The 22,723-nt window shown below is 37.9% G+C and carries 27 protein-coding genes; 4 read left to right on the top strand and 23 right to left on the bottom strand.

Annotation, left to right across the window (positions count from 1 at the left end; translation table 11 throughout):
• Positions 1 to 53: 53 nt before the first annotated feature.
• Together DD627_RS06730 and DD627_RS06725 are read right to left on the bottom strand one after the other, a co-directional pair.
• Positions 54 to 566: a DUF4811 domain-containing protein gene (locus DD627_RS06730; RefSeq protein ID WP_068806112.1), complete on the bottom strand. Its 513-nt coding sequence runs from the start codon at positions 564 to 566 to the stop codon at positions 54 to 56.
• Between the two features lies 1 nt (position 567).
• Complete coding sequence (locus DD627_RS06725) at positions 568 to 2,034, bottom strand: MDR family MFS transporter (protein ID WP_260274641.1); 1,467 nt, start codon at positions 2,032 to 2,034, stop codon at positions 568 to 570.
• Positions 2,035 to 2,484: 450 nt separating this feature from the next.
• On the opposite strand from DD627_RS06725, the gene DD627_RS06720 reads away from it, so the two are divergent.
• Entirely contained in the window at positions 2,485 to 3,885 is a 1,401-nt protein-coding gene (locus DD627_RS06720) for a L,D-transpeptidase (protein WP_260274640.1), read from the top strand.
• Positions 3,886 to 3,930: 45 nt separating this feature from the next.
• On the opposite strand, the gene DD627_RS06715 is transcribed toward DD627_RS06720, so the two are convergent.
• Both DD627_RS06715 and DD627_RS06710 read right to left on the bottom strand, forming a co-directional pair.
• A complete protein-coding gene (locus tag DD627_RS06715; protein ID WP_260266743.1) occupies positions 3,931 to 4,416 on the bottom strand; it encodes a GNAT family N-acetyltransferase in 486 nt (161 codons plus the stop codon).
• Positions 4,417 to 4,601: 185 nt separating this feature from the next.
• A complete protein-coding gene (locus DD627_RS06710) occupies positions 4,602 to 5,150 on the bottom strand; it encodes a TetR/AcrR family transcriptional regulator (protein WP_260274639.1) in 549 nt (182 codons plus the stop codon).
• A 221-nt stretch (positions 5,151 to 5,371) separates the two neighbouring features.
• On the opposite strand from DD627_RS06710, the gene DD627_RS06705 reads away from it, so the two are divergent.
• Together DD627_RS06705 and DD627_RS06700 are read left to right on the top strand one after the other, a co-directional pair.
• The gene (locus DD627_RS06705; protein ID WP_260274638.1) at positions 5,372 to 6,298 is read left to right on the top strand and encodes an ABC transporter ATP-binding protein; all 927 of its coding nucleotides are present in this window, start codon (positions 5,372 to 5,374) and stop codon (positions 6,296 to 6,298) included.
• Entirely contained in the window at positions 6,291 to 7,061 is a 771-nt protein-coding gene (locus DD627_RS06700; RefSeq protein ID WP_057782815.1) for an ABC-2 family transporter permease, read from the top strand. The genes DD627_RS06705 and DD627_RS06700 overlap by 8 nt, the downstream gene beginning before the upstream one ends.
• 22 nt (positions 7,062 to 7,083) lie before the next feature.
• Here the strand turns inward: DD627_RS06700 and DD627_RS06695 are convergent, their stop codons facing one another.
• The 11 genes from DD627_RS06695 to DD627_RS06650 all read right to left on the bottom strand — a co-directional run bounded on the left by DD627_RS06695 (position 7,084) and on the right by DD627_RS06650 (position 15,475).
• Complete coding sequence (locus DD627_RS06695) at positions 7,084 to 8,514, bottom strand: PstS family phosphate ABC transporter substrate-binding protein (protein WP_260274637.1); 1,431 nt, start codon at positions 8,512 to 8,514, stop codon at positions 7,084 to 7,086.
• Between the two features lie 40 nt (positions 8,515 to 8,554).
• Complete coding sequence (locus DD627_RS06690) at positions 8,555 to 9,451, bottom strand: sensor histidine kinase (protein WP_260274636.1); 897 nt, start codon at positions 9,449 to 9,451, stop codon at positions 8,555 to 8,557.
• Positions 9,448 to 10,116 (bottom strand): response regulator transcription factor, encoded by a 669-nt coding sequence (locus DD627_RS06685; RefSeq protein WP_260266749.1) that lies wholly within the window; start codon positions 10,114 to 10,116, stop codon positions 9,448 to 9,450. Before DD627_RS06685 ends, DD627_RS06690 begins: the two co-directional genes overlap by 4 nt.
• 656 nt (positions 10,117 to 10,772) lie before the next feature.
• Positions 10,773 to 11,366, bottom strand: coding sequence for a nucleotidyltransferase family protein (locus tag DD627_RS06680; protein ID WP_260274635.1), 594 nt, complete (start codon positions 11,364 to 11,366; stop codon positions 10,773 to 10,775).
• A gap of 25 nt (positions 11,367 to 11,391) precedes the next feature.
• Positions 11,392 to 11,898, bottom strand: a complete 507-nt coding sequence (locus DD627_RS06675) for an NAD(+) diphosphatase (RefSeq protein ID WP_057782808.1) — start codon at positions 11,896 to 11,898, stop codon at positions 11,392 to 11,394.
• A gap of 19 nt (positions 11,899 to 11,917) precedes the next feature.
• Complete coding sequence (locus DD627_RS09190; RefSeq protein ID WP_057782806.1) at positions 11,918 to 12,145, bottom strand: DUF3021 family protein; 228 nt, start codon at positions 12,143 to 12,145, stop codon at positions 11,918 to 11,920.
• Positions 12,146 to 12,176: 31 nt separating this feature from the next.
• A complete protein-coding gene (locus DD627_RS06670) occupies positions 12,177 to 12,584 on the bottom strand; it encodes a DUF2000 domain-containing protein (protein WP_068807766.1) in 408 nt (135 codons plus the stop codon).
• A 177-nt stretch (positions 12,585 to 12,761) separates the two neighbouring features.
• Positions 12,762 to 12,980, bottom strand: a complete 219-nt coding sequence (locus tag DD627_RS06665) for a hypothetical protein (RefSeq protein ID WP_057782802.1) — start codon at positions 12,978 to 12,980, stop codon at positions 12,762 to 12,764.
• A gap of 40 nt (positions 12,981 to 13,020) precedes the next feature.
• Entirely contained in the window at positions 13,021 to 13,605 is a 585-nt protein-coding gene (locus DD627_RS06660) for a hypothetical protein (RefSeq protein WP_057782800.1), read from the bottom strand.
• 39 nt (positions 13,606 to 13,644) lie between these two features.
• Entirely contained in the window at positions 13,645 to 14,082 is a 438-nt protein-coding gene (locus tag DD627_RS06655; RefSeq protein WP_057782904.1) for a MarR family winged helix-turn-helix transcriptional regulator, read from the bottom strand.
• On the bottom strand, positions 14,060 to 15,475 hold the full coding sequence (locus DD627_RS06650; protein ID WP_260274634.1) for an MFS transporter: 1,416 nt from the start codon (positions 15,473 to 15,475) through the stop codon (positions 14,060 to 14,062). Before DD627_RS06650 ends, DD627_RS06655 begins: the two co-directional genes overlap by 23 nt.
• A gap of 311 nt (positions 15,476 to 15,786) precedes the next feature.
• On the opposite strand from DD627_RS06650, the gene DD627_RS06645 reads away from it, so the two are divergent.
• Positions 15,787 to 15,993 (top strand): type II toxin-antitoxin system RelB/DinJ family antitoxin, encoded by a 207-nt coding sequence (locus DD627_RS06645; RefSeq protein WP_057782796.1) that lies wholly within the window; start codon positions 15,787 to 15,789, stop codon positions 15,991 to 15,993.
• 438 nt (positions 15,994 to 16,431) lie between these two features.
• Here DD627_RS06645 and DD627_RS06640 read toward each other — a convergent pair whose 3' ends face one another.
• The 8 genes from DD627_RS06640 to sufB form a co-directional block, all read right to left on the bottom strand.
• On the bottom strand, positions 16,432 to 17,094 hold the full coding sequence (locus DD627_RS06640) for a hypothetical protein (protein ID WP_260274633.1): 663 nt from the start codon (positions 17,092 to 17,094) through the stop codon (positions 16,432 to 16,434).
• Positions 17,095 to 17,280: 186 nt separating this feature from the next.
• Positions 17,281 to 17,571, bottom strand: a complete 291-nt coding sequence (locus tag DD627_RS06635; RefSeq protein WP_057782793.1) for a hypothetical protein — start codon at positions 17,569 to 17,571, stop codon at positions 17,281 to 17,283.
• Positions 17,572 to 17,640: 69 nt separating this feature from the next.
• On the bottom strand, positions 17,641 to 18,315 hold the full coding sequence (locus DD627_RS06630; protein ID WP_057782791.1) for a hypothetical protein: 675 nt from the start codon (positions 18,313 to 18,315) through the stop codon (positions 17,641 to 17,643).
• 131 nt (positions 18,316 to 18,446) lie between these two features.
• A complete protein-coding gene (locus DD627_RS06625; RefSeq protein ID WP_260274632.1) occupies positions 18,447 to 18,797 on the bottom strand; it encodes a hypothetical protein in 351 nt (116 codons plus the stop codon).
• 384 nt (positions 18,798 to 19,181) lie between these two features.
• Positions 19,182 to 19,676, bottom strand: a complete 495-nt coding sequence (locus DD627_RS06620; RefSeq protein WP_057782787.1) for a hypothetical protein — start codon at positions 19,674 to 19,676, stop codon at positions 19,182 to 19,184.
• A gap of 208 nt (positions 19,677 to 19,884) precedes the next feature.
• Entirely contained in the window at positions 19,885 to 20,892 is a 1,008-nt protein-coding gene (locus DD627_RS06615) for a serine hydrolase (RefSeq protein WP_260274631.1), read from the bottom strand.
• A 114-nt stretch (positions 20,893 to 21,006) separates the two neighbouring features.
• Positions 21,007 to 21,327, bottom strand: coding sequence for a metal-sulfur cluster assembly factor (locus tag DD627_RS06610; protein ID WP_057782785.1), 321 nt, complete (start codon positions 21,325 to 21,327; stop codon positions 21,007 to 21,009).
• A 12-nt stretch (positions 21,328 to 21,339) separates the two neighbouring features.
• Positions 21,340 to 22,722 carry a Fe-S cluster assembly protein SufB gene (gene sufB, locus DD627_RS06605; protein ID WP_260274630.1) on the bottom strand — a complete coding sequence of 461 codons (1,383 nt, stop codon included), beginning with the start codon at positions 22,720 to 22,722 and terminating at the stop codon, positions 21,340 to 21,342.
• Position 22,723: the final 1 nt, after the last annotated feature.

Here is a 22,723-nt window from a genome sequence, read left to right as displayed (position 1 = left end):
GCAGATTCTTCCGCCTATCTTCAGAATCTAACGCCTTTTGTCCACTTTTTATTTTATTGTTTTTGATGAGAAACCTTCTCCAACGTCCAACCAGACATTAAATGGAATTCATAGTCTTGGCTGACAAACTGCTTATTGGGAACGCCATTGCTAAATAACAAGCGCATTTCCTCGTTTTTATAAACGCGTGTTTTACGAGTAATCTTGACTTGATTCAACTTAGAATTTCGTTTAATTTTGGTAGTTCCGGTTGTAGGGTCCGTCTTAGCCAGTTTTTGCTGCAATGGATTTGTGGCGTAATAATAAATTCGCTCATCCTTGGTACCAATTTGTTGATACAAGATGGCATGTTTGCCCTTCACACTTGAGGTCAACGGATAAGTTTGCGTTTGATTAACTTCTTTCATTCCTAAATAAATATTGTAGTTTAACGCGATTAACACGACACTCCCAATACTTAAAATAAGACCCAAAGTTACCCAAATCATTTTATTAATACCACGGTGCATAAAAATCATGCTACAAGCAAAAAGGATTGCACCAGCGAACAAAAAAATAATTATCATGTTAATATCCCCCTCGTGCATCTTTTTTCAAGAAGAACGTTAATAGAAAACCAAGTACCGCAAACATTGTGGCAATTAAAAATGCGTAGCGGAATCCTAAAACATTCGCATTTAAAGCAAGTTTTTTAAATAAGATAGGTGTTGCTTGTGAAACGCCGCTGCCTGGGGTGTGAGATAACGTCACACTTGACATGATGGAAACTAAAATGGCTGTTCCCATGGAAGCAAATACCTGACGGGCCGTATTATTCACGACCGTTCCATCACCAATCAAATTTAGTGGTAAATCGTTCATTCCAGTTGTCGTAACTGGCATCATAACCATTGAAATTCCAAACATTCGGACTGCATACAAACAAGTTAAATAAAACACTGGTGTTTGAGCGGTAATTGGAATAAATGAAGCTGTCGTCAAAACTAGCAGAAACATCCCTGCAATTGACATGTTTCTTGCACCCAAACGGTCAAAAATTCGACCGGTAATTGGGTTCATAACCCCCATGGCAATGGCCCCAGGTAACAGAGTTAAACCGGACGCTAGCGGCGATTCACCACGCACCGTTTGGAGATAAAGGGGCAAAACCAATGTGAATCCATTCATGGACATAAAGGAAACAGAAACCAAAATTGCAGACAAGGTAAAGTCTGAATGTTCAAACACTTTAAACTGTAAAAGTGGATTTTTAATTTTAAGCGACCGTAAAATAAAAATAGCAACTACTAAAACACCGACAATCAAGGTTCCATAGACAATTGGATTAGTCCAAGAATAGGTTCCAACTGATGAAAACGCAAATAACATTGAACCAAAACCAATCATTGATAAAAGCACTGAAGACCAATCAACAGGTGCTTTTTTAGTTGGCAAAACTTTTCGTAAAGTAAAATAGCCCGCAACCAATACAATGAAAGAAATGGGCATGATGGACAAGAACAACATTCGCCACGAATAATGAATCAAAATCCATCCAGCAAATGTCGGCCCAATGGCAGGTGCCAATCCGACAACAATGCCGGCACTTCCCATTGCTGCGCCACGTTTAGCTGGCGGAAAAATTGATGTCATAATGGTCTGATAAACTGGGGATGTGATCCCAACACCAGCCGCTTCAATCAAACGTCCGGCTAAAATAGTCCAGAAATTTTGGGCAAAATAACAAACCACAGTTCCTACGAAAAAAATAACAATCGCAGATAAATAAAGCTTTCGCGAATCGAAACGTTGTAAGAAAAAGCCAGTGATGGGAATCACAATTCCCATCATCAACATAAATCCAGTTGTTAACCATTGAACAGTGTTTGCCGAGATATTAAAGGACTTCATCAAAGTTGGGAAAGCTGTTGTTAACATGGTGGACGTCAGAAATGTACTAAAAGTCCCAATTAATAGGGTAAAAACTAATAAAAGTCGATTATACGGGCGACCATTTTGATCGACCGGTTTATCTTCTGCATTAATACTGTTCATGAAAATGTTCACCTCATTAAATTATTTAATTATGTACCTATAAAAAAGTCACAAAGATTATTGTATCATATAAATCTCATAACTCTCAAAGTGTTGTTTGCAAAACAGCATGTCCACATGGAAACTATTTAATGTTGGTTTAATAAATCGCTACTAGCATAACAACTAGCACGCAAAAATAAACTATTTATGATAATCGGTTTATTTACTCGCAAACCGAGAATAAATAGTTGTATTTTCAACTGAAAAGATTGTATGATTGTTACAGTTAAATTACAAAGATTTGTTAATTTAGCGGATTTCCGATTGATATCGTTTAGCCACCCTTCTATAATTTAGGCATTGTGACTATCTGAATCGTGAATCAAGTTCCTTCAAAAAGGATTCAATTTACGTTATGGGGATCAGATTTTTTAACAACTTAGCTACATATTATGAGGAGGAAAAAAATTGATTAAAAATAATTGGTTAAGATGGGTATTACTCGGCTTGGGGATCTTAATCGTTGGTGGCGGAGTGTTTGCCTGGCAATATGGTCAAACTCATTTTGCCCCCAAAACAACAATTAATGGAAAATCTGTTGCTGGACTAACCGCTAATCAAGCTACCCAAAAGTTGGCATCGTCTTCCTCAACTATAACCAATCGGGTTTATTTAAATGGTAAACTGTTGGTTACCGGAAAACAGCAGACATTAGCAAATGTCACCAAAGCACAAGTAAAAACAGTCCTCAAAAATCATCACGGGTTGTTTGCCAAAAAGGCTAATACTGTTGATTTAACAAGTTCCGATGAGGTTGTTACTTACCGAAGCAATACTTTGGAAAAACAAGTTTCAGACGCCCTGACCGCCTATAACAAAACGGCTACTGCGGCTCATCCAACCTATTATTACTTGAAAGACGGCAATATCAAGACACAGGCTGCTACTAAGGGTACTCAAGTTAACGTCACCAAAGCATTAGCGAGCTATAAAAATCAAATTAAGCAATTAAAAGATATAAAACTAAAAACGAGTTCCTCCACAGCAACCAAGGCTGAAACTGTGGCTGCCGAAAAGGTCAAACAAAATTTAAAGGACAGTTTAACCAAAACGTTGGTCTATCACGTGGGTGGTAAAGACTACACGTTAAAAGGCTCAGACTATATTGTAAACACGAAACCTGGTCAAACACCTACTGTAGATTTAACGGCCTTGGAAGCGAAACTGACCAAGATCAACAACTCTGATAGTACTCAGGGAAAGTCCTTCAGTGTTAAGCTTTTGAACAGTGGCAAAACGATCATGACAAATAACACGACTGATTCAAATTACGGCTGGTCATTAAATGTGAAATCAGAAGCGAAGATGTTAGCTGACAAATTCATTAGTTCAACCATCAAGTCAGGCACCAAGGTTGATATGAAGAACTATTCTGGTCAAAATATCAGTTATAACCGAAGTAGTGCCATTGGTTCAACACGCGTTGAAATTAATTTGACCACCCTGCATGAATATATTTATGTAAATGGCAAACAAAAAGAAGATATCCCTGTAATGAGTGGAACTTTGAGTGGCAGTAATAAGACCCCGACCGGCCTATTCCACATTCTCTATAAACAAAGTCCTTCTACCTTAACTGGTAAGAACGATAATGGCTCGGCCTATGCCAGCAAGGTTAGCTATTGGGAACCTTTAACTGAAGATGGCGTCGGGATGCATGATAGTTCATGGCAACCTTCCAAAGTTTATGGAAACCCAACTTACCGTAGCACGTATCATTCTCATGGGTGTTTAAACAATCCACCAAGCAAAATGAAGTCTGTTTGGGATAATACCACTACTACTGAACCAGTTATTATTTATAAATAAAACAAGAGTGTTGAGAAATTCAAAATTCTCAACACCCTTTTTTGTTTACCATCGATAAATATTTTCAATGTTTGTCTGTTTAAATAAACACCCACCATTTTTGACAACAACCTTGTTAGAAGCTTCATTATCTTTATTAACTGAAGCTTGAACTGGCGAAACTTGTAACTTCTCGCATTCTTGAAGAAGCAAAGCTAACAAAGCATTTCCATAATCTTTTCTGCGCTCATTTTTGGCAATTGCATAGGCAACATTACCACCAGACTCAAGTAACTGGGCATTAAGACGAAGGCGAACTCTTCCGATCCCAACTGGATGCCCGTCCCACATCCAGTAAGTCACTTGTGGCACCATTTTTTCATCACCAAAACTAGGATCTGCTTGTGTGTCAGCTTCAATTAGCCACTGTAAATACTGTTCATAATCATAATCTTTAACTTTGTTTTCGAATCCATTTTCAAATCGACCAATATTTTGTAACAGTTGATAGTACGGTTGACCATCTTGAGGTGTTAATTTGATTAACTTCATAATCCGACCTTCTTCGGCGATTAATTTGGTAACGATAATACTGTCTAAAATCTTCAATAACCTTGTGTTTATCCATATATCCCACAATACCGATATCGTGAAAATATTTATGATTTATATTTTCATCACTTTCAACTTCGTTTAAAAATTCCGGAATTTTTATGATTTACCCGTATCGAATATTATTAGTCTTCCAACAGCTTTTCCAGTGTTGTTTTTAACAACTCAGGGTCGTATGAAATACTTTTACTTTGCAATAAATTAGCATAACCTATGATAAATATCCAGATTTGAATAAAAAAGGAATTTTTATCAATGCGTGAATGTTCATCTAAAACTGCTTTAACGTTACGAAAGGTTAAGTTCAATAATGGCCATTTAGCTAACTCATCATCGGAAAAAGAAACAACTGGCGTTTCCAATACAAAGTGGGCTAAATTTGGCTGTGCCACAATCGTTCTCATCAGGTTGTCTCCAAGAAATAACAAGCGTTCAGTTGCCAATGGAATCCCGGCCAATTCTGGTTCAATAATTGCTGCCCACTCTGAAGAAACCTTATTGGCTAGCTCCCTGAAATAGACTTGCCGATTAGGAAAACTTTTATAGAAAGCTCCTGTCGTTACGCCAGCTTCATGGGCAATTTGCCGTAATGTTAATTTTTGCACCGAATTTACTTTTATCAAACTGATCCCGGCATTAATTAGTCTATCTCGTGTTGCCGTTTTATTTTTCATCACATGCCTCCACAGGTAAATATAACGCTGTTATCTGCATCAAACAATAGGTTTGAACAAACACTATCCTTACAGCTTAAAACTCACATTACCGCACTCATCTGCCACATCAGTTGTTATCTTTAAACCCATTTAATAAACAATTAAGAATTCAATTAACCTCTTGTTAAGAACTCCACGACATACTAAAGATAAGAAATCAGGAGGAGGCAAGAAAAATCATGGAAGACATTTTAAAACTTGACCAAGTATCCAAGAAGTTTGGCCGGCAAACCGTTTTAAAAGATGTCAGTTTAACTATTCATCGTGGCGACATCTACGGTTTAATTGGTCGAAACGGTGCAGGGAAAACCACTATTCTAAAAACAATCATTAGGCTGATTCAGTCGACACACGGGACTATCACACTCTTTGGCGTTTCAAAAGGTTCCGCATACATTCACCAACTTAGCCGAACCGGGAGTATTATTGAATCTCCCGTCGCTGTCGATCAATTAACCGCTCGTCAAAATCTAATTTATTACAGTAAAATTCACGGCGTAGTCGATCCCTCCGCGGTTGATGAAACCCTTAAGTTTGTGGGCCTTAACGCCACTGGTAAGAAAAAATTCAAGAACTTCTCGTTAGGTATGAAGCAGAAGATGGGATTAGCCATTGCACTTTTGAACAAACCAGATTTTCTGATTTTGGATGAACCAATTAATGGATTAGACCCAATCGCAATTGTTGAATTTAGAGAACTACTTTTAAAGCTAAATCAAACTCAACAAATGACCATTCTCATTTCAAGTCACATTCTGGAGGAACTTTATCAGTTAGCCACTCGTTTTGGGATCTTAAATAATGGCACAATTGTCAAAGAAATCACGAAACAGGAATTTGAGCAACAGAGCCGGGAATTTATCAAACTTGAGGTTGACAACCCTGACTTGGCAACAAACGTTTTACGTCAACTGGGTTGCCAAAATTTCAAGGCCATCAATGACCACCTGATAAACATTTATCAACTCGATATTTCCAATGCAAAGATTACCGAAGAATTAATTAATAATCATGTTCAAGTAATAACCATTTCACGAGAAGGCTTAAATTTGGAACAGTACTTTAAGCAACTAATTAAAGGAACAGGAGATGAGCAACATGTTTAATATGATTCGCGGTGATACTTATCGTTTGCTACATTCAAAGGGATTTTATATCACTGAATTTCTTCTTATCATTTTAGTGCTAACTTCTGTTTTGACCGGTACATTAGGAACTGTTGGTGTTCAAACAGAATCTTTAGCCAAAATGCAAGATGTGACATCTGTTTGGAACGCCGTCAAAGCGATGAAGTTAATGACTATAATGGCTAGCTTTTTAATTTATCTCATTTTACCGCTCTTCATCATGACAACCGGTTTTGAATTTTCTAGACGGTCTTATAAAAATTTATTAAGTAGCGGCATGACAAGGTTAAATTACTTTTTTTCAAAATATGCCGTTTTTATCATGATTGTTTGCCTTCAATTTATTCTGTTTTATGGCACTACTTTTTTAGGAACTGGCTTAAAAAACGGTTTCGGTACATTAACGGCAAACTTTGGTCTTAAAATTTCACAGACTATTTTATTACAGATCTTGTTCATAATTGCCATTTTTTCAGTATCAATCCTTGTCCTTTTCGTCACCTTTTCAACCATCACGGCTGTGACCACAACTATCATTTTTCCGCTTCTCATTCAGATTATGAGCGCAATTTTTAATAAAGTTAATTGGATTAAATATTTCGATTTTCAAAGCATAATCGATAATGCCTACTTCACACACCTTTCAGCACAAACACTAACTTATTATATTTTGGCGGCCAGTGGTACCATTCTAATTTGCGGATTCCTATCAATTTATGTATTCAAACAAAAAAACCTGTGATGATGATTACAGGTTTTTTGCTTTATTTAAGTCCCACGTATCCAGTTTTATTGATCAGTTTCTGGCCTTCTTTACTTGTTAGCCACTGCACCAACCGCTTACTATTTTCAGTTTGATCACGACGACTAATTGCGTAAACGTTAGCGATAAATGGATACTTCCCATTTCGAATATTTTTGGTAGTTGGCGCATACCCATTTATTTTGAGCAACTTAACATTCTTATTTTGTTTCATTTGCGTTGTATAGAATCTAAATGAGTAGCCAATTGCATTCGTATTATTATTGTAACCGGCAACGTCATCAATCAAACCGCCCATGCCATCTTCTTCTTGATAGCGCATGGGTGTTGCCATTTTCTTACCTTTCATGACCAAACCTTCCATCGCTGTTTGGCTACCAGAGTTCTTGGAACGTTGAAACGCCTGAATTAATGTTGGTTTGCCACCAACACTCAGCCAGCTGATTGTTTTTCTTTGATAAATGGCTTGCACCTGTTTTACAGAGAGATTATTCACTGGATTTTTCTTATTCACAAGAAAAACAAACGCTTCGCTCCCAAGTTTTGTTAAGTTAAGGTGAATATGCTTCTTTTTGGCCGCCTTAACTTGCTCGCTGGAAGGTGCGGCCATAAAGACGACATCCGCTTTTTTATTAATCAAACTATTAAAAGCCTTGGGAGTCGTTCCCACTTGAATAATCTTGGCAGCCTGCTTGGCATTGAGACCAGAATAGATGGTTTGCGCAACTGCCGAATAAATCGGATAAGCTGCAGTTGCGCCGTTTAATCGCGGATAATGATCAGCAATTTTCAAGTTGGCTGGCTGATTCAAATGCGCCAATTTTTTATCATCTCTGAAAGGTCGATACTGGTTCAAATTTAACTCACTGGAATTGCTGGTGTACGTATCCACATAATGCTGGCTTCGAATTATATGCTGATACACAGGCGCTAGACTAACCAACAAAAGGACCACGAAGCCAACCCTGTATCTTCTTGGTAGTTTAAAGAAATGCTTCAACGAAAGACTGTCCCAAGTCACACCCAGGATGGCAGACCAAAACGCCCCAATGAAAAGCCAAGCCAAGTTGTTGTATAAAGCTAGTCCACTGGCAAACAAACTCGCCAAATTATAGGGCATCACCAACAACAAGGGGTAAAGTTCCGGAATTTCTATGTAATTGAAGTCAAATAGCCACATGACTACGACAAAAACACCAAGATAGTAGAGTAACGCAATCAAAAGTGCGCTTACCTCAAGTCTAATTTTATTTTTGAATTCATATTTTTTATTGTAGTGATGCCAACTTAATCCGTTAAGGAACAGGGCTGGGATCAAAGCCCACCACCAACCCAGGCCAAAGACACCCACTGACCCAACGATTAGCGGTGTCCAGACAAAGCTTCTAATCAGTAACCAACAAAAACTCGCTCGATTCTTTTTCCTTATCAACCTTATTTCCCTCCAGTACAGTTCTTTAATATCTAATCATTTACAAGTTATTCTTGGTAAACTGCAATTCAATTGTAAATTTTGTGGCCGTGGTCTCAATCGTAACCGTCCCGTTCAGCAACGTAGTCAGTTTTTTTGTGATATATAAACCTAAGCCGGCATTTTCAGATTTACGGGCAAGATCCTCCGTGTAAAAACGATTGGTTAGCCGTTCTGGATTTTTGATTGGTTGCGCCAACTTATTGGAAAAAGCAATGCATAACTGCTGATCATCTCCATTAAGCGTGATTTCTGCTGCCTCAGTTCCATGCTCCAAAATATTACCAAGTAAGTTTTGAAAGATTCGTTGCAACATATCACGATCAGCCACCCACCAACAATTGGATTGAAGATTCAGTTTTAGCTCAATTTTTTTATTTGTAAAGGCTTCGTACATCCCCAAAATCATTTCCTGAAGCATACTCGTGATGTTAATTTTTTGAAGATTGACCATCAATTCATGTTCATTCAACCGATTGTACATTAAAAGCAGATCTAAATGTTTGGCCACACTGTTCAGATTCTGCTCAATTCGAACCAAACTTTCATGGTCGTCACCGCCTATAGCTGGTTGTTTCAACAAAACTTGCGTATAACCGCTGGCAATGGTAAGTGGCGTTCGCAAATCATGGGCAATGTTATGAATGGCCACATCTTGTGCGTTCTTTAGTTGATAAAGCTCCCGTTCGTTTTTCCGGTGCTTGATTAAGAGTTGATTAATCTTAAGCGCCAAATCCTTAACTAAAAAATTGCGTGAATGTAATTTAAGTTCTTGATTGGTGGGATCTTGCACAATTGAATCTAATTGTTTGACCACGCGACTAACATCTAGTAACACAAAAAATAAATAGAGACTGAAAAAAGCCAACATTAGAATAAAAATCACTAAAATAGTCATGCGAGTTTCACCCCAATCCCCCAAACTGTTGCAATATAGTCATTCTCCGGATCTAATTGTTGCAGCATCTTTCTCAAATTACTCAAATGCACGTTCATTGTATTATCATCATCGTAATAGTCAGCCTGCCACACGGCTCGGTAAATCTGTTCTCTTGTGAAAACTTGCTTTGGATGCTTAAAAAGCAGTTTTAAAATTTCAAATTCCTTTTTCTTTAACAAAACAGTCTGGGTACCATTGGTTACCGAAAAAATATCAGTCAGTAACGTGATATTTTTGTATGTAACTGATGCATTTTCTTCTGGACTAATATGGTCGCGCAGCTGTACCCGGATTCTTGCCTGTAACTCCTCGATATCAAACGGTTTAATGATGTAGTCATTGGCCCCGGCTAACAAAAACTTTGCCACATCAGCACGCGCATCTAAGGCAGTTAAAATAATCACAGGAACTGCCGTAGATTGCCTCAATTCTTTTAAAACTTCATCACCATTCTTACCTGGTAACATTCGATCAAGCAAAACTAAGTCCACTTGATTTTCGTTAAAGACTAACAACCCTTCTGTACCAGAATAAGCACTTAAAATATGGTAATGGGTTTGTAAAACCTTTTTAAGTAGCTGTTGCATTTCGTCATTGTCTTCAACAATTAATACTGTCTCCATGTGACCACCCCCTGCGCCTTTACTATCATTATACCCGATTGAAGCGCTTTCGATACGTCAAAATCAGTTTTCGAAACTGTACATAATATTGGCGTATTTAACCTTTAGTTGCCTACTTAATCACAAACAAATTCTGCGACGGTTAGGAGGTGCACGTACGTTTCAGTTTATATTTGCTCCGCTTCTTGTGGCAATTCTTAATTCATTATTTGTCTATTAGTTGAATAGGCACCACAAGCCGTGAGCGTTAGGCAACCCTCAGCCCACCCGCATCGCATAATAGTTGCCGAAGAAACTATCGTGTTTTAAAAAAATGCGCAAAAAACACCCAAACTACCACAAATAGTCTGGGTCTTGGTGTACCTACGTTTCAGTTTGCTTCAATTACAGTATACTTGATTGGTGTAAGAATTCAAGCCCAAAACACGCATTTTTCAAGCCATTTTAAGATGATTTTTAGTTATGAGGCCAGTGCAATACACAGCGCTATTTGATCATAATTATTTAGATCAGTCTATGGCCTATTAGTGAATTACTGTCTGACAACACCATATGAACCACAAAATCTGGCAGTGATTTCAAATGTCACAATTCTTCATCCAAAAAAATCAACTACGAAAGTTGATTTCAGGTTTTATAAATTAAATTTTAGATTCTTACCATGCAACTACTTTGAGTTCAGGCCATTTAGATTTCCACTTAATCGCTTTATTCATATAGATTGATTCCGTAATCATTTTTTTATTAGGACGCACAATTCCACTAAAAACATCATTCAAGCCATAAGGTGCAAAAGCCTCTATATCTTGCTGTTTATTAAGATATACCCCCAAAAAACTTGCGGTAGTTGGCCATGTACTAATTGCATCCTCAGTGCTTACGTAAGGATTTATCTTTTGACCGAATCTATGCTGATACCAAAGGTGCACACGAGCCTCATTTTTAACATCTATATTATATTTCTTCAAAGGAAGTTCGGACAATAACTGATTGCGAATTTCATTTTCTTTGGCTTCGCTTAAATCTGTATCAAAATAAACAATATCAAGGTCACTAATACCAAATCCTAAGTCTTTTGAGAAAATCTGGTTCCACACTGACTGGGTGATACTGCCGCCACCCACATAACTATTTGGTAAATTCAACTTGGAAATTGTCCGAAGTACGTTATATAGTTCTTGATCACGCATCAATATGTCATTCAGCAGTTTTATTTGCGCATTTAAAGGTACATTCACTCCACTTTGCATCAAAACACTCCTCCGCATTCATATCTTACGCACTAAGTTTTTGTATGAAATTTCGATAAACAGCTGAAGCCGCATTACCTGGGCTATCTGGAAACATAAATTGAGGCGCTTTTCCGGCAGCAATCCATTCTGCTGATGCCAATTCATCAGATAATTTCAAATTTTGTTTCGCCGTTTTACCAATAAAACCATGCATTAAAGCATTGTTCTTTCCAAACCAATACGTCCCCGAATATTCAAGCCTGTTTAAACTAAGACCTAGTTCTTCTTGCACCTCACGTTTAGCAGCAGCCTCTGCACTTTCGCCAGGTTGCATGTATCCAGAAATGAACGATGCATAACGGTGCGATAAGTAAGGCATTTTGGCCAACACAATTTCATTATATTCATTAGCTACAAGCACAATCACGCAATCGGAAAAAGTCGGAAACCAGTAACGATCACAATGTTCACAATACGGTGTTAACCCATCGTCACCAGCAGCCTTATCAACTAATATTGTGCCACATACCGGGCAATAACTGTATTTCATAAGACTTCAGCCTCCATGTCTATTTTGGTTCTTCTTTACTCTTATTCATTCTTCTAAATTTAAGCTGTGCGTTAATCCTCTGTGCTGTCAATCGCCAATAAGTGCGTAGTGCGATCCAAATACAGACATATATAATCATGAAATTAATCAAAAAAATAACTAAATTATTGCCAACTAACCAATTCCAATGAAACAAAAGATTAAATCCACTCACGCTCAAAAAAGAAACTATAATCAGAATGGTCAATTCACCCTCGTCGATAGCATCAGCATTGACCTTACTTTAATAAACTAAATTTCTTAGTTAAGTTTCGAACCACTGTGTCTTCTCCACTGATTGCAATTCCAACCGGATCGGTTTCCTCTAGTTTACTACTTGAAATTTTCGCTGCATATTCTTCAAATTGGTTATTAAGTGATTGACCCGTAGCTGTGAACACAACACTCACCACCTGATCGTTGGCAGTCAAGCTTTTAGCGAGATTTGCAATTTGGCCTTTGCCACCTTTCAACACCACTGTGCTGTATTTAATACCTGCATGAAGTACTTGGTCTTGATCAATAACTGGCTGCTCTGAAAATACGGCAGGGTCTAATTTGGAAATTTGGCCCATTAATATCGCGGCCACATTACCAACTTGACCAATAGAAAGATTTCTATCCAAAATTATTGCATTTCTCTTCATAAGGGATTCACCTCGTTCATAAGATATACATACTATACCTATTGTTGGTAACTAAAACTAGCAAAAGTTTTGTTTGTCCAAACAATTCAAAAAAACAGCCTAAACCATTTCATGCAAAATTTTTGCGTAAAATTGGCTTAGCCTGTTTTTTATCAGTAATTTATTATTTATTAGAAACTAGTTATCCGCATCTGTATCGTCATCCAATCGGGCTTTTAAAACTTCAATCGCCTGGTTAGTCGTTTCGATCTCTTCAATCACTTCCGACAAAGTCAGACCCTCGGAGCTGTAGCCTTTGTACGTAGCAGTCACGTATTCGTTTTCTTCCAATTGGCGAACACGTTCCCTCAAGTTGCCCAATTCTTCAATCATTTGGTCGTATTCACGATCGGTCATTTAGCCTACCTCACATTCATCGTTTTAACCAACTATTTTCCTAAGCTAAAGCTTCTGGTGCATCCAATTGGGGACCTTTCCCTTCACGTGCCAGCACCCAATCATCATAGTTCCATTCTTCAGTTGCCCGTCTCGAACGCATATAGTCCCACTCCGATTCACGTTCAACTTCCATAATCTGCCCACCAGGCCCAATCGTCACCCAGTTGTAGGAACCATTATTATGGGCAAATTTTATCCACAGCACGTCAAAATCGATTCGTTTTCCCTTGCTAGTTTTATAAAATCGTTTTAATCTGTCAATTCTCATAAATTGTAACCCCCGGGCATAATCTGCGTCCAAATTCTCCCAAACATCGGTGGCAAGTTGCACCAGATTGTTTTCAGATGGAAGCGGTAAACTAGGGTTTCCAAAAAAATTATTGTAGCTAATCAAGCGACCATCTTCACCATAAACTAAGGTCAGATGGGCATTATTGGAAACGACCTCTTTTTCTTGTTGATAACGTTCAACGCGAACTTTTTCACGATTGCGCTGTCGTTGTGTCGAAGAAACTAATTTAAATTCATCAGGAATTATTAGATCACGATCGATTTGATTCTTAACTAATACATACTCTGTCATATCACTCACGCTCCATTTTCTCTGCAAACTATTGAGTTTTCAATCTAATAACGCATCCAATCCAGTTTCCATTTTCCCAACTAACTGTTTCAAAACCACAGCTTCTTTGGGATCTAACGTTTCAACGACTGCTTGATTAATCGTCGGGAGGCAACGAACTAATTGATCGTACTTTTGCGTGCCAAGTGGCGTCAACTTGATAATGCGCGTACGACCATCTACTGGTGATTTTTCTTTTGAAATATAACCTAATTTGATCAACCGATTTAATCGCCGGGTCACATTACTTGGATTGAGGTAAATTTGTTTAAAAAGCTCTTCTTGCGATAATTCGCCCATATCGCCCACTTTTAGCACAAAAAAGTAGGTACTTGATGTCAAACCCAAATCCTTTAACTCTTTATTCATATACTGACTCACCTTATGTGAAACTGTATTAATTGCCCTAAGGTAACTATCTAATTCTCTTTTTGCCATGTTTGAAGTCCTTTCGAATCGCGTAAATTATATAAAGCAGTGCCATGCCTAATAACAATAAGCCGACCGCATATGTCCAACGTTGGTCAACTAAAAATGAACTTTTGGACACGCCAATTGCGGTATCTATTTCGCGATGATTGATGATAGATAGCACGCGATAAAAAATAATGGTCGACAATGTTGTGCCTAGAACTAAACCAAATTCGCGCACTAATGAATTGGTTGAACCAGCCATTCCCCGTAATTTTTCAGGTACCGACTGCATGATAATCACACTGTTGGGGGTGCCAAATGTGGCCGTTCCGACAGCCATGATAGCAGAAAGCCCAATAAAATAAAGCGGCTCGGATTTCCTAGTTAAAAATAATAGTCCAATTTGAGTCATCATAAGAATGCTCATTCCAATAGTCATTTCCACATGTTGGTCATAATGATCTGAAATGTACCCGGCCATTGGGGATGCAAACACTGACACAACGGGAGCAACCATTAATAAAATCCCTGAGAATTGCGTGGAATAGTTTAAAACAAGCTGTAAATATAACGGAGCTAAAATTGTAAAAAAGTAAGAGACAATAAAACTCAAAAACACGACGATAATGCTCTTTCTAAACATCTCATTGCGAAAAATTGTGAAGTTCAATAATGGTCGCAATGCTTTTTGTTCTGTTTTGACAAAACACCAACTAAAACCACCTAACAGGATGAGCAGTCCCGCCAAATAGGCAATGTGCGTATTCAGCTGAGTGGTCAACAAATATAAACATGTCGCAGCCAAAGCAAGGAGAATTGCACCATACCAGTCAATCCCCTTTTCTTTATGGCGTATACTTTTCGGGAAAACTAAAACCTCTATAATCAGACAAATTATTCCAATTGGTAAGTTAATCCAAAAAATGTAGCTCCACGGAAAACTGCCTAAAATAAGTCCACCTAATCCGGGACCTGCCAGTGCACCTAGAGAAATAAAAATACTTTCAACACCAAACGCACGTCCTAACTGTTTGGCTGGAAATGTATCGGTGACAATTGCATAGCTATTAGCCATGGTCATACTGGCACCAATTCCTTGAACAAAACGGCCTCCCAATACAAACTCGATTGTGTGTCCAGCTCCGGCTAAAAATGAACCGACCAAGAAAATAAATGTGCCAATTTCAAAAATTTGCACTCGTCCGTATTGATCACCAAATTGGCCAAATAATAATAACGTCGCACAAATGGTAATTAAATAGACCGAAATAATTAAGGTTGTCGTACCAGTTGCTGCATTTAAACTCTGTGCAATTTGAGGAATCGCGATAGCCACAATGCTCCCATCTACGATCACCATGAAAAAGAATAATCCTAGTACCGATAATATCAACCAGCGTCGTTTTTGTGATAGCATTTGACCACCCTCTCGATGGTATCATGGACCAATTTATTTGCTTAAGCAAATAAAAAGGCTTGGTTTTGTCAAACTCTTTCAAAAAAATTATATTGTGACATCCTACAAATAACCTGCCAACACTATTCTGGAAAATTCGAAGTACAAAGTTAGGACTGTTAGATTTAAAAGTTAATAGAATTTCGTAACTTTTCTAAGTTAAGGGGTATTTTAATTACAGAGGCAATCTTCATTAATTTAAATTAGTAATCAAATTTTTTTAATTCAAATAACGATGTGCTACATTTGGAGTACAAAAGGAAGTGATACAAATGCCCGCTACTGATCGTATACAAGTACGTATTGACGCTGCTATAAAGAAACGTGCCGAAGAAAAACTAAGAGAAAAGGGCTTTACAATTTCTGAATTCACAAGGATGATCCTGGCAGATGTTGCCAATAACAAACTGACCGTGAGAATTGAAACTGCAAACAATCAAGTAAACGCAAGCCTTGCTGAAGTTGTAAAAAGATACTGACAACTCAAAAGAAATCAAATCGTATTCAGATATAGACTCTTTGGAAAGGGAATTATTTAAGTAAATGCAAAAATTCACTTTAACTCCTACCAAACAATTTAAAAAAAGCCTAAAACGGGTAAAAAAGAACCCACGCTGGAAACCAATCTGTCAAAAATCATCAAATTACACCGAAACCAATCCGTTACCATGGCGATACGTTCTTCAATGCTTTATAGAAGACTCTGAAATTCCGGATTACTTTACGCACATCCACTAATGGTCAAACAAAAATACCCAGAACGCAAGTAGCAGTCTGAGTATAATTTGAAAAGCACATTGCCATAATACGTCTCTGTAAGCTTTTAACTTAAAAATGATTTGGTTAGTATAAAAAGTATTTGTAACGAGCGTCCCCACCCCTATAAAACAGCCATAGCCTCCTAAAGTTTAGGGATCCTATTCTTTTTCCTTTGCCACCACATTTATATTATTACTGACTACAAATGAGCTTGGCGTTTCATTCGCTAACACCATACTGGACAATTTTGGATACGAAACGGGGGCAGGTAGATAATAGAAAGTTGGCATTTTTTTGTAATAGTGCCATTTTTTTAGATCTTTTTGATTGTACAACCGTAATGGCAATAAAATCAGGTACTTTTGTCCATCCTGAGTTGTCATGAAATAATACTGATCACTTTGATATCCCTCAGAATTGGGAATTGCCCCTTGATAATAACCGACTGAAATCGTTGATGTGTAATCATAATCGTATTCAAGTGATTCATCATCACTTAAAGTGGATTTGGTAATTTTAGCAACTGATAAATTCAGAAATTCAGCCCGCTGTTTAATAAACGCACGCCACTGGTTATCAGTATACTTAGGTTTGTAGGTTGCTTTTAAAAACCGCTTTTTGAACGTTCGGTTTGAAATCCTTTGACTATGAGATCGAGCTTTGTCGGCCTTTTCCTGTTTTTGGTAAAGACTCTTTGCATGCTTTTTAAGATAAACCTGTAATTGCTTGGCATCTTTAACGCTCAAAACATGTTTGAAAATCCAATGAACCGCTGAATCATACTGCTGTTGTTCGCGTTTGAGTGATGCCTTGGATTCCAAGGGCTTACTCCCTACCTCATAACTAGTATGAGCAGCACCCAAAGAATTTGTTCCGGCATTAATCAAATAAGTGCTAGAGAATCAGCACGAGATTGTTTACTAAAATCATCATCGTTATTTGAGTAACTCAACCTAATTTTATGTTTACTAAAATCACCGCCGAATCGCACCACAAAGAGGTCATCACTATCCTGACTCATAAAATCTAGGAACCCTCGACCCCTTATCATCTTCAATATATGTCAAATTAAATATCATTGCCGACCTATTTTTCGTCTTTGGCACCTTAATTGGTTTTTTAAACGTGATATCGTATTGGTCATCGGTTCCCTGATCCTTCGCTACTGTTGCAATCGGATACTTATTAAGAAATTTCTTAGCGCCATCAGTTGACCCGCTGAAATCAATAGCAAGAAATCCAACTATCAACGCACAAACTACGACCGCAACTGAAATCACAAGCGTCTTTCTTTTCATCTTTTCCCCTATCGTCTTTCAAATTCGTTTTTAAGTCATAAATTATGGTCAAACGTTCTAATCTTAGTATTACTTTTCCGCCAACTTACGTGACCTGGTCAATTTAATAATCGACACGATCGGAACAACTACGAAAGGAAGCACTATTGCCACGCCAACCATCGCCGAAATTGATAAGTACATCACAATAAAGAAGAAACTGTTATAAACACCATAAAGAATAACAAGGAGAAATAAATAACCAATTTCGCCAAGCCAAATTTTAAATCTGGTTCGTTTAGGTGCATTCTTAGTAAACAACGGCAATGCAAATACCACCATCGCACCGATCAATTGTAGAAACAATGCGATCAACCCAGCATTATAAGGCCACTGAAGCATCGTTGTTGAAGTCCCAATCATTTCACCTTTTGTCTGCAGCTCATCTTCAACAAACCAGACTGTCTCGCCAACAATTAGTAAGGCATATGGCAAAATGCAATTGATCCACAATCGGTAGTTTCTGGTGAACCAACGGCTATCTAATTGATAATTTTCCGGTTTATAATGATAAGCCAGCCAACCAAATACAAGTCCAAGAAGCAGTGCACCTACCAAATCCAAACTCATAAAGCTGGTTAGCAGTAAAGCAGAAAGTCCGCTCGACGCCACGCCAAAAACGAGCATCAGACGCATACCAACAAGATAAATGGTCACAATCAAGCTCACCATCGCCAAGATAAAATATAGACGGGCTTTTTTCATCTTCTCATCCTCTATTTTCAATTTTTTATATTAGGTCGTAAATTTGACCCTTCGGCTAGCTTATTTAAACAAAACAAATGACGTCTTGTTGTTATGAAGCTTCGCAAAACGTCATCTCAAAACTACTTAGTTTAAATAAAATAATCAATCAATTGAAACAATCCTAATCCCACAAAAAAGATTCCGTAGATATAGGTCCAAATTCGGTTTGGAATAAAGAACAGTGCTGATCGGTCTTTAACTTCAACTTGTTGCAAAGTTTGCTCATCAACAAAGACTCTTTTTTCTTTAGAAATAAAATACTTGCAGAATAAATAGTTAATTCCTGCTGATACCAGTCCAAACACAATCAGTGTAATCCCCGTCTGTAATAAAGTTGCCATATTCGTGCTTTCTAATGCACCTGAAATTAGACCAACACCTAAGCCGCCGAGCATTCCAGAAACTAGTACTAAAAGCCCTTTTTCTCGCCACACACGCATATTAATTCCTCCTAATATTTCAATTATAAATATGATATTACAGTATTTACTGCTTATTGACAATAGTAATTTAAGCAAATTTGCAAGTTACTATTAGATAAAAAGATTTATCGAGATCAGTTAAAAATTTGAATACTAGTTTTTCACAAATCCACCTCGCAAATTACGCTTCCACATTGGGGTAGAACATTGAACTAATTTTTGTAAAAAAATACCCAGCCACATACAGCGGCCTGGGTATAAGTTGAAAACCTATTGTAATATTAATACCTTTTTAAAAATTGAACTAGCAAACCAACAATTATGGCTAGCATTACGGCGCAAAATGCTAAAAGAACCACAAAAATAATCGAACCCTACATTAACCCAACCTCATTTCAAAGATTAGCTAAATTTCCGATGCATTCCTACATTCACTGCCAATGACCCAGCAAGAAACAGAATCACGGCAACGTTAGAAATCACTGCAAACACAGTGGCTGCATTCAAAAATCCAAAGGCAATCAACACAAAAAGCCAAGATTGAATTGCTAGCCAAATGACTACACCATCTACTAAAGAGAGTTTAAATAATTTGATATTTAAAATATCCAAAAACGCTGGCAACCGAAATTCAAAATCACTAACTACTTTTCTACACAGATGGTAGCTCACTAAGCCAAGTAAAACCTGTGCTAGAAAGAAAACAACTAAAATGGCAACCAAAGAATTAACTTGATCTCCAGTAGCTACTGTAATGGCATATACTGGGTGACCCCAGAAATTAATCAGTGTCGGAATTTGCGCCAGAATATACTTTCCAAAATAGACAACTGTCAAAACCTCAACAAAAATATTCACTAACATAAATGCACTAAGTTTGTATCTGAACTTTATCATAGTAAGCCTCCATCCCCGCTTGTGATCTCATAACTTCAAATTAAAATGTAAGCGCTTTATTTACAACTTCATTATACTAGCAATTTATGAATTAGCAAACTTCTAATTTTTAGTGCTACAAAATTTTTTCAATCAAACAGTGCATACTGTTTTCTAAAAAATCCAAAACAATAGACCTCAAGTTTTTTACAACCTGAGGTCTATTGTTTTATTTCGTGTCAGATCCATACACAATGGTTTGGACCTTCTTCGTTATTTTGGCTATCTTAGGGAATCCACTAAACCCGCTTTGGCTATGACCATGTGTCATGACAACTAAAATGTAGCGTTCGCCATTTGGCAAAGTCACAATTCCAGCATCATTATTCGTGTCATTCAAGAAGCCCACTTTATCGGCCACCTTCGTCCCACTTTCTGCAGCTTTAGCGCCAGCTGGAATTCCAGTTCGATAAATTTGTTTACGCATTAAAGCCAAAATTTTCTTCTGATCACTACTATTCTTAAATGGGCCTTTCGCTTGGCTCAGCTTTTCCAATAAGAGCATTAGGCTGTGGCTGGTCGTTGTCGCAACTTTTGTTTCTTGAAAAACGGGATTGTACCAGCCCTGTTTCTTAACAAAACTATTGACCGTTGCCATGCCATAACTTTGTAATTCATTATCCGCGTAAGTGTTGTCACTATTCACGATCATTTGATAAAAACCATTAGTATTGGTGGCTGTCCAGCTAAACTGCCCTTTTTGCTTTTGATTCATCAAAAAAGCACTGATGAATAATTTAAACGTGCTGGCCGCGACTTCCGGTGTATGTGCATTGGATGATTCGGTTGTTAAGCTACCTTTTTCGTAAACCGCCGCGTTCTTTATCTTCTTAGTAGCCTTTTTAGAAGCCCCCAGATTATAAAAACTAACGCTTGTGGTTCCGTCTTTTGTCACTTTATTCAGATAAGTTTGCAGCTGAGACTTAATTTTTTGGCGTTGTTTTACCACTTGTGAACTTCGCGAAGCGTTATCCGCCTGCGAAGCACTGCTAGCCGCGTTGGAATTTGATTGTGCACTACCTGAGTTTATTTTGATGTAAATTAATATAATCAAGAGTACTCCCATTACCCATGGGAAAGCTTTGAAAATAATTCTATTAATACTAGGTTTATTATTTCGATTCATTAATTTCAATCCTTCAGTGACGACAACCCAATTTTTTTTCCCCAATAACAAAGTTGTGCCTCTTTGATACTCTCTTTCAAGAATACTACTTAACTTGCATGTTTTGAACAGTCTTTTAGAAGCTTAATATTAACGTTTCATTACATTCCAAAAAAGTCTAGATACTCAGTAAAACACACCCAATTTAACTCGCGCTTCACGACTCATTTTGTCAATCGTCCAAACGGGTTCCCAGACCAAATTGATTTTTACCTGCTTAACTTCATCGGCCGCCATCAGTGCATCAGAAATGGCATTATTTAACAGATCGGTCAGCGGACATCCCATCGTGGTCAGTGTCATTGTCACTGTGCATAAGCCCGTTTCATCAACTTCAACGTCATAAATTAATCCCAAACCTACCAGATCAACACCAAGCTCTGGATCAATAACAGTTGATAAAATTCGAAAACCTTGATCTTTAAAATTTTCTTTTTCTAAGGTCATTCAAGGTACCCCCTAACCAATTGCACCTTCCATTTCAAAACTAATCAACCGGTTTAATTCCACCGCATACTCCATTGGCAATTCTTTCGTGAAAGGTTCCACAAATCCCATGACAATCATTTCAGTAGCTTTTCGTTCGGAAATTCCCCGGCTCATCAAATAATAGAGTTGCTCTTCCGAAATTTTTGATACCTTCGCTTCGTGCTCCATTGAAACATTACTATTCAAAATTTCATTGTATGGAATCGTATCACTAGAAGAATCATCATCCATAATAATGGTGTCACACTCTACATGAGCAAACGAGCCGGCCGACTGACGCGCAAACTTAACATTTCCGCGATAATCAACAATTCCGCCGTCTTTAGCAATTGATTTTGACACGATGGAAGATGACGTCTCAGGCGCGTTGTGAATCATTTGGGCACCCGTATCTTGATCCACATTATGACCGGCAACTGCAATCGACAACATGGTTCCCCGTGCGCCTCTTCCGTTTAAATAAACGGAAGGATATTTCATGGTTGTTTTGGAACCGAGATTACCATCTACCCATTCCATCGTGGCATTTTCAAGTGCCTGCGCTCGTTTAGTTTCCAAACTATACACATTGTTTGACCAGTTTTGAATGGTGGTATATCGGCAATAAGCGTCTTTCAACACATTCACTTCAACGACCGCGGCATGTAAACTATCTGTATCATATTTAGGGGCTGTGCAACCTTCCACATAGTCAATTCGACCCCCCTCGTCCACAATAATAAGTGTCCGCTCAAACTGACCAGAATTAGCGGCGTTAATCCGAAAATAAGCCTGAACGGGAATTTGTGTTTGGACACCTTTAGGAACGTAAAGAAATGTGCCACCGGACCAAACAGCCGCATTCAATGCAGCAAACTTATTATTCGTGGGTGGTACAAGTTTGCCAAACCATTTTTTGAATAGTTGCGGATATTTTTGTAAAGCGGTGTCCGTATCTGTAAAAATAATCCCTTTCTTCGCAAAAGATTCGCGCATATTATGATAAACCGCTTCGGACTCATATTGCGCGGAAGAGCCGGCTAAATATTGTCTTTCCGCTTGCGGAACGCCTAACCGATCAAATGTCTTTTTGATGGTTGCTGGCACATCATCCCAGTTTCGAAACTTCTTATCCGTTGCCTTTTGGTAGTACAACATATTTTTCAAGTCCAGATCATCCAGTTTGGGACCAAACTTTGGAATGGGCATCTTCTGATAAACTTTATAAGCCGCCAATCGATAGTCTAACATCCATTTTGGTTCATGCTTTTCGGCCGAAATTTGCCGAATAATTTTTTCATTTAAGCCTTTACCAGTTGAAAAAACAGGCTTCACATCATCATGAAATCCATATTCGTAATCTTCTGTTGCCATT

It is taken from the genome of Pediococcus sp. (assembly GCF_003533255.1).
GTDB classification, from domain to species: Bacteria; Bacillota; Bacilli; order Lactobacillales; family Lactobacillaceae; genus Pediococcus; species Pediococcus parvulus.
This window is presented reverse-complemented; position numbering and strand designations above follow the sequence as displayed.